This is a genomic window from Candidatus Palauibacter soopunensis (assembly GCF_947581735.1).
Lineage (GTDB): Bacteria > Gemmatimonadota > Gemmatimonadetes > Palauibacterales > Palauibacteraceae > Palauibacter > Palauibacter soopunensis.
Map to the genome: position 1 here is coordinate 117,894 of NZ_CANPVT010000053.1, position 14,503 is coordinate 132,396.

The following is a 14,503-nucleotide window of genomic DNA, read 5'->3' on the forward strand; positions in this document are numbered from 1 at the left end:
GTCCCTTTGCCACGGGCCGCTTGGCCGGGGTCGCTCGTGCCCCGCCGCGGGCCGCGATCACGAAACCCACGAAGAACGGTGACAATCTAGATGTTCGGTTCGGTACGATGGCGATTGATCTGGATCGCCGTTCTGGTAGCCATTTGCGGCTTCGCCCTGGTGCCCGAGACCATCGTGGACGAAGTCACGGGCGAGTCCGAGCGGGTCTGGCCGCTCAAGCTCGGACTGGATTTGCAGGGCGGCATGCACCTCGCGGTCGAGATCTACGACCCGGAGAACGCCCTGAGCGGTCAGGATCTCGACGACGCGGTCGAGCGCACGCTCACGACGATTCGGAACCGGATCGACGAGTTCGGCGTTCGCGAGCCGACGATCCAGCGCTCGGGCAACCGCATCATCATCGAACTCGCGGGGGTCGACGACCCGGAGCAGGCGAAGCGGATCGCCACCGAGACCGCGTTCATGGAGTTCAAGATCGTCACGGACGGTCAGGACTTCATGGACGCCCTGGAGCGGATCGACCGCGCGATCGTGAACGAGGTCGGAATCGAGAACCTCCAGGTCACGACGCTGGAGACCGAGCCGGAGGTCGACCTGAGCGACATCCTCGGTGGCGCCGCCGATTCCGCAGGGGCGGAGGACCCTCCCAACGAAGAGGGCGCAGCCGAAGGCGGGGATCCTGCCGAAGAGGGGGATCCGGCCGCCGACTCCCTCGCGACCGAAGAGGAGATGGCGGACGCGGTGGATGAGGCCACCGCGCGGCCACTCTCGGCCTTGCTCGGACAGGGACGGATCCTCGGCGAGTACCTCGTGCCGCAGGAGGATCAGCCCACCGCGGCGGCGTGGCTGGAACTCGAGGCCGTCCGGGAAGCGATCCCCAGGGGCGTCACGCTTCACTGGGGCGTGGAGCAGGTCGGGGCGGGCGCCGGATCCTACGTGCCGCTCTACGTGCTCGAGGCGGAGCCGCTCATCACGGGCGACATGCTTCAGGACGCGGGCCCGGCGAACCGCGACCCGACCTTCAACCAGCCGATCGTTCCCTTCGAGACGACGCGGCGCGGCTCGCGGGTCTTCGAGCGCGGCACGGCGCGCAACATCGGCGAGAACATGGCCATCGTCCTCGACGACCGGGTCCAGAGCTACGCCGTCATTCGCAGCGTCCTGAGCCGGCGCGCCCAGATCGAACTCACCCCCGGCGCGTCTTTCCAGGAGGCGCAGGAACTCGCGCTCGTCCTTCGGGCCGGCGCGCTGCCCATGCCGATCGAGGTCGTCGAGGAGCGCAACGTGAGCGCCTCGCTCGGCGAAGATTCCATCCGGCAGGGCCGCACCGCCTTCATCATCGGGATCGTCGGCGTGATCATCGTCATGATGATCTACTACCGGGCGGCGGGAATACTCGCCGTCGGGGCGCTGCTCACGTACGTCATCTTCATGCTGGGCGGCCTGGCCGGCCTCGACGCGACGCTCACCCTGCCGGGCATCGCGGGACTCATCCTCTCCATCGGAATGGCGGTGGATGCGAACGTCCTCATCTTCGAACGGGTGCGCGAGGAACTCGCGGCGGGGAAGACGCCGCGCACGGCGGTGGACGCGGGATTCGGCAACGCCCTGTCGGCGATCGTGGACGCGAACCTCACGACGCTCATCACCGGGATCATCCTCTTCCAGTTCGGGACCGGCGCGGTGCGGGGCTTCGCGGTGACGCTCTGCATCGGGATCCTCGCGTCGTTCTTCTCCGCGATCTACGTGACGCGGACGCTCTTCATCATGTACCTGAACCGACGCGGCTCCCGGGAGTCCGTGAGCATATAGGAACGAAGTCACATGAGGGTCTTCCAGAACGCGAACTACAAGTTCCTTTCCATGCGCCGGCCGGCGTACTTCGCGTCGGCCGCGATCATCACGATCGGCCTCCTGTCGATCATCTTTCGCGGCGGGCTGCGGACCGGCGTGGAGTTCACGGGCGGCGTCCTGCTCGAGGTCCAGTTCTCTCAGACGACCGACGTGGGCCAGATCCGCGACGCCTTGACGGCCGGGGGCACGACGGGCGTCCAGATTCAGCAGCTGCGGACGGTCGGAGCGGAGACGTACGACTTCCTGCTGCGGGTGCCCGTCGGCGAGGACGAGGACCAGAACGCGATCCGGGACCAGATCAGGACGAGCCTCGAGACGCAGTACTCCGCCGGGAGCTTCGAGATCGCGCGCGGCGATACGTTGAGCGCCAAGGTGGGCGACGAGTTCCAGCGCACCGCGGTCATCGCCGTGCTGCTGTCCTTCCTCCTGACCCTGATCTACCTCGCCTTCCGCTTCGAGTGGCGGTTCGGCGTGGCCGCCGTCATCGCGACGGTGCACGACATGCTGATCACGTTCGGGTTCATCTCGCTGTTCGACATCGAGATCAACCTCGCCACGGTCGCCGCGATTCTCACGATCATCGGCTATTCGCTCAACGACACGATCGTCGTCTTCGACCGCGTGCGGGAGAATCTCCGCAAGAAGCGGAAGGAAGCGTACGACGTCACGCTCAACCGCAGCCTGAACGAGACGCTGCCCCGCACGGTCCTCACAAGCGGCACGACACTGATCGCGCTGCTTTCGCTGGTCGTCATCGGGGGCGCCGTGATTCGGCCCTTCGCGGGCGTGCTCATCATCGGCGTGCTCATCGGGACGTATTCCTCGATCTTCGTGGCGTCTCCCGTTCTCGTCGAGATTCACGACCGGGCGCGCAAGCGCGCCGCGATCGCCGCCCGCACCTAGCCAAGGGTGGCCGGAACCGGGACGACGCTGTTCGATTCGCACCTTCATCTGACGGCCGCCCGCTTCGCATCCGACCTGGATGAGGTGGTGGACCGGGCCCGGGGGCGGGGCGTGAGCCGCATGGTCACGGTCGCCTCGGATCCCGAGGACGCGGAGAAGGCCGTGGCGCTGGCCGCGCGGACGCCCGGGCTGTGGGCGACGGCCGGACTCCATCCCCATGCGGCGGACCGGACCTCGGCCTCCGTCATGGGCGAGATCGCGCGCATCGCCGAAGCCCCTGAAGTCGTCGCGATCGGGGAGACGGGTTTGGATTTCCATTACGACAATGCGGCCCGGCCGGCGCAGCTGGGGAACTTCGAGGCCCACCTCGGAATGGCGGCCCGGCTCGGTCTGCCGATCGTCGTCCATTCCCGCTCGGCGGAGGCCGAGACGGCGGAGCGGGTGAGGGAGTACGGCGACGGCGCCACGGGAGTGCTGCACTGCTTCACGGGAGGCGAAGCACTCCTCCACGCCGCCCTGGATTCGGACTGGTACGTCTCCTTTTCGGGCCTCATCACGTTCGTCCCCGAGCTGACCGAGTGGGCCCTGGCCGTACCGGCCGACCGGCTCCTCATCGAGACGGACGCGCCCTACCTCGCGCCCGTCCCCCGCCGCGGGCGCCGAAACGAGCCCGCCTACCTCACGCACACCTGCGAGCGACTGGCGGAGGTACGCGGCGTGTCTTTCGAGGAAGCTGCGGCGCTCACGGCGGAGAACGCCTGCCGCTTCTACGGCCTGCGGGACGCGGCGTGAACCGCCCGGGGGCGGGTGGCGTGCAGATCCTGCCCGACCATGTCGCGAACCAGATCGCGGCAGGTGAGGTTGTGGAGCGTCCCGCCTCCGTCGTCAAGGAACTCGCCGAGAACGCGGTCGATGCGGGAGCGCGGCGCGTCGAGGTCGCGCTCCGCAACGGGGGGAAGACCGAGATCCGGGTCTCGGACGACGGGAGCGGGATGAATCGCGAGGACGCCGTGCTCGCCCTGGACCGGCACGCGACGAGCAAGATCCGGAGCGTGGATGATCTGCGGAGCGTCCGCTCCTTCGGCTTCCGCGGCGAGGCGCTGCCTTCCATCGCGGCGGTCAGTCGATTCGAGTTGCACACGGCGCTGAGCCCCGAAGAAGGCGTGCGGGCGAGGGTCGACTTCGGGCGCATCCGCAGCGTCGACGACGTGCCGCGCCGACGCGGCACGACCGTGACGGTCCGCGCGCTGTTCCACGATCTCCCGGCGCGCGCGAAGTTCCTCAGGAGTTCGGCCGCCGAGACGCGGGCTGCGGGTGAAGCGCTCGTGCTCCTCGCGCTTGCGAACCCCGCCGTCGGCTTTCGGCTCGAGTCGAATCGCCGCGCCTCCATGGATCTCGCCCCGGTGCGGGACTGGCTCGAGCGGATCGGCCAGCTCTGGGGAGACGTCGCCCCTACGCTCATTCCCGTCGAAGATGCGGGCGGCCCCGTGCGAGTCCGAGGCTTCGTCCAGCGCCCCGACGCGGCGCGCGCGAGGGGAGGGCGCCGCTACACCTTCGTGAACGGACGTCCCTTCCGGGATCCCGCTCTCCTGCGCCAGGTGGATGAGGCGTTCCGGACGACGGTCGTCGAGGGCCTTCGGCCGAGTCTTTTCCTGCGGATCGAGACGCCGCCCGCGTCCGTGGATGTCAACGTCCATCCGGCCAAGGCGGAGGTGCGTTTCCGCGACCGCGAGAGCGTCGAGACGGCCGTTCGCGAGGCGGTGCGCGCCGCGCTGGCGCGGCTCGATTCGACGAAGCCGCTGGGAGTCTCCGGCGATACGCCCGATCCGGAGCGGGGCCATCGAGCGCCCTCGCGCGGCCGCGCCGCGAAACCCGTCGGCGAGCCGCCGGCGGAGATGCCGCAGTTCGCGCTCTTCGTCTCCGGACGGGACGACGCCGGCGGGCCCATCGAGTCGGGGGGCGAAGCCGGCGCGGGCGGGCCGGGGGCCGAGGCGGAGGCGCCGTTCGCCGGCCCGGAGCTGTGGCAACTCCACGACCGTTACATTCTGGCCGCCACGCGCGAGGGACTTCTCATCGTCGACCAGCACGCGGCGCACGAGCGGGTGCTCTACGAGGAGATCATGGCGCGGTTCGAAGCGGGAGGCGGTACCTCCCAGGCGCTCCTCTTTCCCGTCACCCTCCAGTTCTCGCCTCCGGAGGCGGAGGCGCTGGAGGACCTTACCGGATTGCTCGCCCGGCAGGGCTTCGAGCTGGAGCCGTTCGGCGAGCGGACCTGGATCCTGACGGCGGCCCCGCAGCCCCACGCCCGGTTCGACGCCGAGCGCTGCCTGCGCGAGATGGTGCGGGAACTGGCGGATGGCTCCCCGCTCGTGAACACGGCGCGCAGCCAGCACGAGCGTCTCGCGATGAGCATGGCGTGCAAGGGAGCCATCAAGGCGGGCGAGCACCTCTCCCCGGAAGAGGCGAGGGAACTGTTCGACCGGCTGTTCGCGACCCCGCTGCCCGGACACGATGTCCACGGCCGCCCGACGATCGTGCGCCTGAGCGTCGAGGAGCTCGACCGGCGGTTCGGCCGCGGGTAGCCGCCGCACCCGTGGGACGTTCACCCGTGCCGGCCATCGCGGGGCCCACCGCCTCGGGTAAGACGTCCGTCGCCATCGAGGTCGCGCGCCGGCTGGATGGCGAGATCATCTCCATGGACAGCCGCCAGGCGTACCGCGGCTTCGTCATCGGGACCGCGGCGCCCTCCGCCGACCAACTCGCCGCTGCGCCGCACCACGGCGTCGGCTTTCTCGACCCGCAGGAACGCTACGGCGCGGGTCGCTTCGCCCGTCTGGCGACGCGCTGGCTCTCCGAGATCCGGGCCCGGGGGCGGGTCCCCATCCTCGCCGGCGGGACCGGGCTGTTCCTGCGTGCGCTCACGCACCCGATGTTCGAGGAGCCTCCGCTCGACCCGGCGCGCCGTGCGGCGCTAGGCGCCTGGCTGAATCGGCTCGAACGCGAGGAACTCCTGCGCTGCGCGACCCGGCTCGATCCGGTGCTGGCGGCGCGACACCGCCCGCTCGACCGACAGCGGGCGGCGCGCACGGTGGAACTGGCGCTCCTGACCGGCGAGCCGCTCACTCGCTGGATGACACGTGCCCCGGCCGAGCGTCCACCGCTGCGAACCGCGACCTATGTGCTCGAGTGGCCCGCGCCGCTGCTCCGCGAACGGATTGCGCGTCGCGCCGAGGCGCTGATCCGGGGTGGCGCGTGGCGGGAGGAGGTCCGCGATCTCCTGGCGTGCGGCCTCGACGGATCACGCGCCTTCGACGCGCTGGGCTACGCGGACGTCGCGGCGCTGGTCCGGGGCGAGGCCGGTGTCGACGAGACGATCGATCGCGTGTCGAGGGCTACCTGGCGCTACGCCCGTCGGCAGCGGACATGGTTCCGGCACCAGGTCCCGGAGAACGCTGTCGTGCTTCAGGCGCTGGACGAGTCGACGACACCGGGGCAACTTGCGCGCCGCATCGCAACCGACTGGCGCGAATCAGGATGAAGACGGGACGATGAAGATCGGGATCACGTGCTATCCGACGTACGGAGGCTCCGGGGCGATCGCCACCGAGCTGGGGCTCGGCCTCGCCCGCAGGGGGCACGAGGTACACTTCATCTCCTATGCGCAGCCGTTCCGTCTCATCCACTTCATCGATGGCGTCTACTTCCACGAAGTCGAGGTCAATCGTTACCCCCTGTTCGAGTATCCCCCCTACTCGCTCGCGCTCGCCGTCACGATGCACGAAGTGGCGCGGCGAGAGGAACTCGACCTTCTCCACGTGCACTACGCGATCCCGCACGCCACGGCCGGTTGGATCGCACGCGACATGCTCCGGGACGGAGGCCGCGACGTGAAGCTCGTGACGACGCTGCACGGCACGGACATCACGCTTGTGGGCCAGGACCCGTCGTACTGGTCGATCACCCGCTTCTCGATCGAGAAGTCCGACCGGCTCACCGCCGTCTCCGAGTGGCTCCGCGAGCGGACGCATCGCGACTTCGACTGCAGCCGCTGCGCGATCGAGGTCATCCCGAACTTCGTCGATCCGAAGATCTACGACCGCGAGCGCTACCGGGGCCGGCACCGGCTCGCGCGGGCCGGCGAGAAGGTCGTGATGCACATCTCGAATTTCCGGGCGGTCAAGCGGATCCCGGATCTCATGGAGATGTTCGCACGGATCCAGCATGCCGTACCCGCTCGCCTCATCCTCGTGGGGGACGGTCCGGAGCGTCAGCGCGCCGCGGAGATCGCCGCCGACCGGGGCATTGCGGAGCGTGTCGTTTTCCTCGGCAAGATCGACTCCGTCGCCGAACTCCTCGCCAGCGCCGATCTCTTCCTGCTTCCGAGCGAGCAGGAGTCCTTCGGTCTGGTGGCGCTGGAAGCCCAGGCTTCGGGCGTTCCCGTGGTGGGGTCCTCGGGGACGGGCCTCGACGAGGTCGTGGAGCACGGCGTGACCGGCTACCTCCATCCGGTCGGAGCGGTGGACGCCATGGCGACATCGGCGATCTCGCTGCTGAGCGATGAGCCGCGCTGGGACACGTTCTCGCGCGCGTCGCGGCAGCGAGCCCTCGAGCGCTTCACGATCGACCGCATCGTCCCCCGCTACGAGTCGCTCTACCGCGGGGTCCTCGCTGACGGGGACGGCCCCGGGGTTCGGACGGAGTGAACCCGTTCGAAGCCTTCGTCCTCGGCGTGGTCCAGGGCCTCACCGAGTTCCTGCCCGTGTCGAGTTCCGGGCATCTCGTCCTCGGGCAGGCGCTGTTCGGGATCGAACTCCCCGGCGTCGTGTTCGAGGTCACCGTGCACGTCGCGACGCTGTGCGCCGTGTGCTGGGTCTATCGCGGGCGCCTCGCGGCACTGATTCGGGGGGTGTGTTCGGGGGATCGCCGGAGTATCGGGGATGTCGGACTCCTGGCCGCGGCCACGCTGCCGGCCGCCGCCGTCGGGGTCGGCCTGCGGAGTACGCTGGAGCCCACGTTCGAGCGACCCGTGCTCGCGGCGGCGATGCTGCTTGTCACCGGTGCCCTCGTCTGGTCCATCCGGCGCCTGTCCCGGCGGGGCACGCGGGCCCGGCCGACGACCGGCGGAGCGCTGGCGATCGGCGTGGCGCAGGCGTGCGCGATCCTGCCCGGTATTTCGCGTTCGGGGAGCACCGTGGCTGCGGCGACCGCCGCCGGGGTCGAGCCTCGCCGCGCGGCCGAGTTCTCCTTTCTCCTCTCCATCCCGGCGATCGGAGGGGCGGCCGTGCTGCAGGCGCCGAATCTCGGGGAGGCCGGACTCGCGGTCGGAATGCTACCGCTCGCGGTCGCCTTCGCGGCTTCGGCCCTGTCAGGGGTCCTTGCCATTCGTATCTTCCTGCGGATGTTGGAACGGCGTGTATTTCACCGCTTCGCCTGGTACTGCTGGCTCGTCGGCGGGGGATACCTGGCCGCGGCCGCGATCTGGCCGGCGCTTCGCGGATGACCGTTGAATGACTGACGTCGGAGCGACGATGCTCGCAGAAGAGGCAGAAGGCTGGGCCGGGGAGCCCGTCGCCGCGCTGCGTGAGCACTGGGACCGGGAGTCGGTCTTCGCCTTCGACCGCATCCCTTCGACGAACGATCTCGCTCGCGAACTGGCGGAAGCCGGGGCGCCGTCCGGCACGATCGTGCTCTGTCACGAGCAGACGGCCGGGCGGGGAAGGGCGGGCCGGAGCTGGATGTCTCCGGCGGGGGCCGGCCTCTATCTGAGCATGGTGTTTCGCCCGCGCGCGGTCTCGGTCCCGCCGCTCGTGACGGTCGTGGCCGGCGTCGATCTCGCGCGCGAACTGAATCGGCGCTTCCCCGGCCTCGGCTCGGCCGTGAAGTGGCCCAACGACCTCATGGCGCGGGAGCGGAAGCTCGGCGGCATCCTGGCGGAGACGACCCGTGACGGCGACAAGGACGTGTTTCTCGTGATCGGTGTCGGCATCAACGTCGAAGCCGGCCGGTTGCCGGAGGACGTCAACGGAGCGGTGACCCTCGCCGACTGCGTGGGTCCGGCGCGTCTCGTCGACGTCGCGGACGCGGTCGTGGCGGGACTCGAGCGCCGGCTCCCGCGCGTGCCGACGTCGCTCGATGCGGCGTCCCTCGATGAGCTGGACCGTCTCGACTGGTTGAAGAACCGGTGGGTCGAGCACCGGCTCTCGGATCGCGAACCCGCCATCGGCCTCGCGGCCGGGATCGCCCCGGACGGCGCCCTCCTGCTGCGTCCGCGCGGGGGTGCCCTGCGCCGCGTCGTCGCGGGCTCCATCGCTCTTGGCGGAAGCTGATCTCATGCTCCTCACCGTAGACATCGGGAATACCGAATCCGTCCTCGGGTGGTTCGAGGATCTCACCCCCGTGCACACGTGGCGGATCGCGACGGACCGCCGTCGCACGGCGGACGAGATCGGCCTCCAGCTCCGGGGACTTCTCGGGGCCCGGGAACTGCGGGCTCCGGAGCGGATCGTCGTCGCTTCCGTCGTGCCCGCGCTGCACCGCGTGTGGCTGGCGGTGGGCGAGACGCTCGACGCCCCGCTGCGCTTCCTCACCGGCGGCTCTCCCATTCCCGTGCGGCTGGACGTCGACCACCCCCTCGAAGTCGGCGCAGACCGCATCGCGAACACGCTTGCCGCGGCGGAACTCTACGAGCGCGACACCATCGTCGTGGATCTTGGAACGGCGACGACGTTCGATTGCATTACGGCCGATGGCGTCTTCGTGGGCGGCGTCATCGCGCCCGGCCCGACAGCCGGCACGGAGCAGCTCGCGCGCGCGACGGCGCAACTCCCGCAGATTCATGTGGAGAAGCCGGCCCGGGTCATCGGCCGCAACACGCAGGACTGTCTACTGAGCGGTGGGTTCTACTCGGTCGTGGAGGGGATCGACGGCATCGTGGCGCGGATCGGCGAGGAATGGGAATGCGAGCCGCTCGTCGTCGCCACGGGCGGGCTCGCGCGGGTCGTCGGGCCTCACTGCCGTACCGTGGACCGCATCGAGCCGGCGCTGACGATCACCGGCCTGGCGATCGCGGATCGATACCTGTTCGGACCGCCGGCCGGCTCCGAAGGCTAGCTGCCACGGGCCGCCAGCGTCCCCCCGCCAGGTTCAGGACCCGCGGAAGAAAGCGGCGCCTCCGCAGCACTTCTCCTTCATCTTGTTCGCGAACTCCGGATTGATCATCCGCACGACCAGATAGAAGATCGCGACGAAGATCGCGACCTTCACGGCCATCCACACGAGGGGCAGGACGAGGGAAAAGAGGATCCCCGTCACCCACAGACCCACCGCGCCCGCGGCCACCAGCACTACGGCTGCACGAAACATGTCGACCTCCCTTTCTGGCCCGTTCCTACGATAGGTATACGGGGCGGGTTTCATAACCCCTGCGCCTCTTGATCGGAACGGTGCACCCGCATATCTTCGGCTCGCCTTAGCACTCGATGCCCCAGAGTGCTAACAGCCGCGGGATCCCTCGCGGCTTTCATCGGAAGGATCACCCAACACCGAAGGTCCAAGGAGGGACAGGCAGATGGCAACCGCCTCGAACACGAAACTGAACATCTCCCCCATGGCCGACCGCATCGTCGTCGCGCCGCTCGAAGAGACCGAGGAGATGCGCGGTGGTCTGTACATTCCGGACACCGCGAAGGAGAAGCCGCAGCAGGGCACCGTCGTCGCCGTGGGTCCCGGCCGCATGAACGACGACGGCGCACGCATCCCGATGGAAGTCAAGGCCGGAGACCGGGTCCTCTACGGCAAGTACGCCGGGACCGAGGTTTCGCTGGATGGCGATGACTACCTGATCGTGAAGGAAAGCGACGTTCTGGCCGTCCTCTAGCCGCTGAAGCGGGAGACGGCGGGTCAAACCCGTTGACTGATGCGCCCGAATAACCGGGCGAAGGAGACGAAATGGCGAAGGATCTTGAATTCGATACCGCGGCACGGCAGCGCCTGAAGGCGGGCGTGGACAAGCTCGCGCGCGCGGTCAAGGTCACGCTCGGCCCCAAGGGGAGGAACGTGGTCCTTGAGAAGAAGTTCGGCAGCCCGACGATCACGAAGGACGGCGTGACGGTGGCGAAGGAAGTCGAGCTGGATGACCCGGTCGAGGATCTCGGCGCGAAGATGGTGAAGGAAGTCGCGACGAAGACGTCCGACGCGGCGGGCGACGGCACGACGACGGCGACGGTGCTCGCGCAGTCGATCTTCACCGAGGGCCTCAAGAGCGTGACCGCGGGCGCGAACCCGATGGCGCTCAAGCGCGGCATCGACAAGTCCGTCGAAGCGATCGTCGCGAACCTCCATTCGATTTCGGTCGAAACCTCCGGGAAGACGGAGATCGCCCAGGTCGCGGCCATTTCGGCGAACAGCGACCAGGAGATCGGCGAACTGATCGCCGACGCGATGGAGAAGGTCGGGAAGGACGGCGTCATCACGGTCGAGGAGGCCCGCGGCCTCGAGACCGAGCTGGAGACCGTGGACGGCATGCAGTTCGACCGCGGCTATCTCTCGCCGTACTTCGTCACGGATCCGGACAAGATGGAGGTCGTCCTCGACGAGCCGATCATCCTGATCCACGACAAGAAGATCTCGGCCATGAAGGACCTGCTGCCGGTCCTCGAGAAGGTTGCCCAGATGGGCAAGCCTCTCCTGATCGTGGCGGAAGATGTCGAGGGCGAGGCGCTCGCCACGCTCGTCGTCAACAAGCTGCGCGGCACGCTCAAGGTCGCGGCCGTGAAGGCTCCGGGCTTCGGCGACCGGCGCAAGCAGATGCTGCAGGATATCGCGATCCTCACGGGTGGCCAGGTGATCTCCGAGGAACTCGGCTTCAAGCTCGAGAACACGGTGGTCGGCGACCTCGGCCAGGCGAAGCGGATCGTCATCGACAAGGACAACACGACGGTCGTCGACGGCGCCGGTGACGCGGACCGGATCCAGGGCCGCATCAGCGAGATCAAGGTCGCGATCGACAAGTCCACGTCCGACTACGACCGCGAGAAGCTGCAGGAGCGGCTGGCGAAGCTGGCCGGCGGCGTGGCGGTCATCAACGTGGGCGCCGCGACCGAGACCGAGATGAAGGAGAAAAAGGCCCGCGTCGAGGACGCGCTGCACGCGACGCGCGCGGCCGTCGAAGAGGGAATCGTGCCCGGCGGCGGCGTGGCGCTGCTGCGGAGCCAGCAGGCGCTGGACGGCGTCCAGGGCTCCGATGCCGACGAGACGATCGGGATCCAGATCGTCCGCCGCGCGGTCGAGGAGCCGGTTCGCACAATCGCCTCGAACGCCGGAGCCGAGGGCTCGATCATCGTCGAAAAGGTCCGTGAGGCCGATGGCCGGAACACCGGCTACAACGCCGCAACGGGCGAGTACGAGGACATGGTGAAGGCGGGCGTCATCGACCCGACCAAGGTCACGCGTACCGCGCTGCAGAACGCGGCTTCGATCGCGGGTCTGCTGCTCACCACCGAGGCAGTCGTGGTGGAGCGGCCCGAGGCGGAGGATCCCGCGGCGGCCGCCGGCGGCATGCCGGGCGGCGGCATGGGCGGGATGTACTAGCCGTCCGCTGTCGGACACGGCGGGGCGGAGAGCCGTCCCCGCCGTCAGGTGTTGCGCGGAGGGCCCGGCTTCGGCCGGGCCTTCGCGCATCTACCCCCCGCGGTTAGGATGTCCCGCGATGCGGTACCTCGGAACTCACTCCGGACCTCGGACGGCCCGCACGGGCGCCGCGCGGTCGACGCTATGGATCGCTGCCCTGGCGCCGCTCGCCTGCGCGGATGCGACGGGCCCTGAAGAAGATCTCTGTCCCGCCGTGGCGGGGCGGGGCGCGACGCGCGTCACGCTGTCGCTCGCCGCCGGGGAGACGTGCGTACTGCCGGCTGCGGGCGTCCAGGTCCTGGAGGTCGGGGCGGGGAACGCCTCGGCGCGGTATCTGCTGGTCGTGCAGAGCGCCATGCGCAGGCCGGGGACGACGACGCGCCTGAGGCTCGATGCGCAAGCGAGGGGGGCAGCGGCCGCGCGGGTCCCTCCGCTCGCCGCTCCGGCCCGCGCGCTGCCGGCCGACGTGTTCGGCCTCGGGGCAGACGGGCCTGGCCTCGAGGAGGCCTCGCGGGCCGAACTCGCCTTCCGTGCGAATGCCCGCCGCGCCGTACTGGGCGCGCGCCCGCTTCGCCGGACGGCCGCCGCGGCGCCCGGCCCCGGCATGGTGCGCGCGAACGCGGCCCCCACCGCCCCGGCGCCCCCCTCCCTCGGCGACACGGTGATCTTCAGCAACGCCGTGCATCCGAATCTGGACGTGGACTGCGACGGGATCCACGACGTGACCGCGGTCGTACGCGCGGTGGGCCCGAACTTCGCGATCGTGGAGGATGTCGAAGGGGCCGGCGTCGTGCCCGCCGGCGGATACGATGCCCTCCTTGGAGCGCTCGAAAGGTTGGTCCTCCCGGTGCTCTCGGCGTATTTCGGCGAGCACGCGGATATCGACGGAAACGGGGTCGTCTGGATCCTGTTCACGCCCGCCGTGAACCGGACCACGCCCCGCGGCAGCAGCACCAGGATCCTGGGGTTCTTCAATCCGGCCGATCTCGCCGATCCCGAAGACTGCCCGGCGTCCAATGCCGGAGAGATCCTCTACCTCCTCGCGGCCGACCCCGACGGCCGGTTCTCCAGGCCCGTCCTCGCCCAATTCGCGACGAGCGGGGCGATCGGCGTGGCCGCGCATGAACTCGCGCACCTCATTTCGGCCGAGCGCCGAACCGTGCTCGCCCCGGGCCCGTTCGCCTCCCTCGAGGAAACCTGGTTGAGCGAGGCGCTGGCCCATTCGGCGGAGACGTTCGTCGGGATGTCGGCGGTGGGCCTGAGCCCGGGAGGCAACTACGGGTTCGCGGAACTCACCGCTCATTCCGGCATCTTCGGAACTTTCCACTTCCCGAACTTCCGCCGCTCCGCGTTCTACCTGCTCGGACCGGACCGGACCCCCGCGCTGGGCGACGCCTATGCCCGGGATCCCGACGGAATCTCCTCGCTCGCAATGCGGGGCTTCGGGTGGCTCTTCATGCGCTGGTTCGCGGACCAGTACGCGACGGAGGGCGGCGGACGGCTCGGCGGAGCCGCGGAAGAGGCCATCTTCCACGACCTGGCGGGAGGGGGCGACGGGCGCGCGCGAGGCGTGGCGAACATCGAACGGGTCGCGTCGGCGCACGGTGCCCCTGGCCACTGGGACGACCTGCTGGCGGCTTGGGCCCTTGCGCCGATCGCGGACGATCTGCCCGGAGCCCCCTCCTCGACGCAGATGAGTACGCTGCACCTTCGCGATGTGTTCGCCGCCCTGCACCGGGAACTGGAGGGACGGGCTCCCTTCGGGAGGGCCTTCCCGCTCCAGGCGATGGACATTCCGCTCGCCGAGGGGACGGATACCCGCATCGACTTCGAACTCGCCGCCTCCACGGGATACTATTTCCAGCTTGAGAGCGAGGGGCCGCACCCGGAGATCCGTCTGAGGCTTACGACGCAGGCCGGGCTTGCCGTCCCTTCTTCCGAAGCCGTCCGCATCGTCGTGCTCCGGACTCGTTGACCTCGCGGCGGATGGAAGGGTGCGCAGGACTTCGCCCGCCTCCTCGGGCACGGATCGTGAAGGGCGGGTATCTTGGCCGCCGGAGGAGACCGGCCGGCTCCGGGAGCCGGCCGACGCACGAACCTTGCCAGGGAGATCGACTGT

At 69.4% G+C, this 14,503-nt stretch carries 13 protein-coding genes; 12 read left to right on the plus strand and 1 reads right to left on the minus strand.

Annotated features, from left to right (window positions below; all coding sequences use genetic code 11):
* Nucleotides 1–114: 114 nt before the first annotated feature.
* From secD to RN901_RS13960, 9 genes are read left to right on the plus strand one after another with little or no spacing between them, the layout of a single operon-like run.
* Nucleotides 115–1,812 (plus strand): protein translocase subunit SecD, encoded by a 1,698-nt coding sequence (secD, locus tag RN901_RS13920; RefSeq protein ID WP_310758902.1) that lies wholly within the window; start codon nucleotides 115–117, stop codon nucleotides 1,810–1,812.
* Nucleotides 1,813–1,824: 12 nt separating this feature from the next.
* Complete coding sequence (gene secF, locus RN901_RS13925; protein WP_310758903.1) at nucleotides 1,825–2,757, plus strand: protein translocase subunit SecF; 933 nt, start codon at nucleotides 1,825–1,827, stop codon at nucleotides 2,755–2,757.
* A 6-nt stretch (nucleotides 2,758–2,763) separates the two neighbouring features.
* Entirely contained in the window at nucleotides 2,764–3,549 is a 786-nt protein-coding gene (locus RN901_RS13930) for a TatD family hydrolase (protein WP_310758904.1), read from the plus strand.
* Nucleotides 3,546–5,339: a DNA mismatch repair endonuclease MutL gene (mutL, locus tag RN901_RS13935; RefSeq protein WP_310758905.1), complete on the plus strand. Its 1,794-nt coding sequence runs from the start codon at nucleotides 3,546–3,548 to the stop codon at nucleotides 5,337–5,339. Before RN901_RS13930 ends, mutL begins: the two co-directional genes overlap by 4 nt.
* A 26-nt stretch (nucleotides 5,340–5,365) precedes the next feature.
* The gene (gene miaA, locus RN901_RS13940) at nucleotides 5,366–6,295 is read left to right on the plus strand and encodes a tRNA (adenosine(37)-N6)-dimethylallyltransferase MiaA (RefSeq protein ID WP_310758906.1); all 930 of its coding nucleotides are present in this window, start codon (nucleotides 5,366–5,368) and stop codon (nucleotides 6,293–6,295) included.
* Between the two features lie 10 nt (nucleotides 6,296–6,305).
* A complete protein-coding gene (gene bshA, locus RN901_RS13945) occupies nucleotides 6,306–7,460 on the plus strand; it encodes an N-acetyl-alpha-D-glucosaminyl L-malate synthase BshA (RefSeq protein WP_310758907.1) in 1,155 nt (384 codons plus the stop codon).
* Nucleotides 7,457–8,257 carry an undecaprenyl-diphosphate phosphatase gene (locus tag RN901_RS13950; protein ID WP_310758908.1) on the plus strand — a complete coding sequence of 267 codons (801 nt, stop codon included), beginning with the start codon at nucleotides 7,457–7,459 and terminating at the stop codon, nucleotides 8,255–8,257. The genes bshA and RN901_RS13950 overlap by 4 nt, the downstream gene beginning before the upstream one ends.
* Nucleotides 8,258–8,264: 7 nt before the next feature.
* Nucleotides 8,265–9,083 carry a biotin--[acetyl-CoA-carboxylase] ligase gene (locus RN901_RS13955; protein ID WP_310758909.1) on the plus strand — a complete coding sequence of 273 codons (819 nt, stop codon included), beginning with the start codon at nucleotides 8,265–8,267 and terminating at the stop codon, nucleotides 9,081–9,083.
* Between the two features lie 4 nt (nucleotides 9,084–9,087).
* Nucleotides 9,088–9,867 carry a type III pantothenate kinase gene (locus RN901_RS13960; protein WP_310758910.1) on the plus strand — a complete coding sequence of 260 codons (780 nt, stop codon included), beginning with the start codon at nucleotides 9,088–9,090 and terminating at the stop codon, nucleotides 9,865–9,867.
* A gap of 33 nt (nucleotides 9,868–9,900) precedes the next feature.
* On the opposite strand, the gene RN901_RS13965 is transcribed toward RN901_RS13960, so the two are convergent.
* Nucleotides 9,901–10,119, minus strand: a complete 219-nt coding sequence (locus RN901_RS13965) for a hypothetical protein (protein WP_310758911.1) — start codon at nucleotides 10,117–10,119, stop codon at nucleotides 9,901–9,903.
* Between the two features lie 205 nt (nucleotides 10,120–10,324).
* On the opposite strand from RN901_RS13965, the gene groES reads away from it, so the two are divergent.
* The 3 genes from groES to RN901_RS13980 all read left to right on the plus strand — a co-directional run bounded on the left by groES (nucleotide 10,325) and on the right by RN901_RS13980 (nucleotide 14,359).
* Complete coding sequence (gene groES / locus RN901_RS13970; RefSeq protein ID WP_310758912.1) at nucleotides 10,325–10,633, plus strand: co-chaperone GroES; 309 nt, start codon at nucleotides 10,325–10,327, stop codon at nucleotides 10,631–10,633.
* 71 nt (nucleotides 10,634–10,704) lie between these two features.
* Nucleotides 10,705–12,345 carry a chaperonin GroEL gene (groL, locus tag RN901_RS13975; RefSeq protein ID WP_310758913.1) on the plus strand — a complete coding sequence of 547 codons (1,641 nt, stop codon included), beginning with the start codon at nucleotides 10,705–10,707 and terminating at the stop codon, nucleotides 12,343–12,345.
* Between the two features lie 118 nt (nucleotides 12,346–12,463).
* Nucleotides 12,464–14,359, plus strand: a complete 1,896-nt coding sequence (locus tag RN901_RS13980; RefSeq protein ID WP_310758914.1) for a hypothetical protein — start codon at nucleotides 12,464–12,466, stop codon at nucleotides 14,357–14,359.
* Nucleotides 14,360–14,503: the final 144 nt, after the last annotated feature.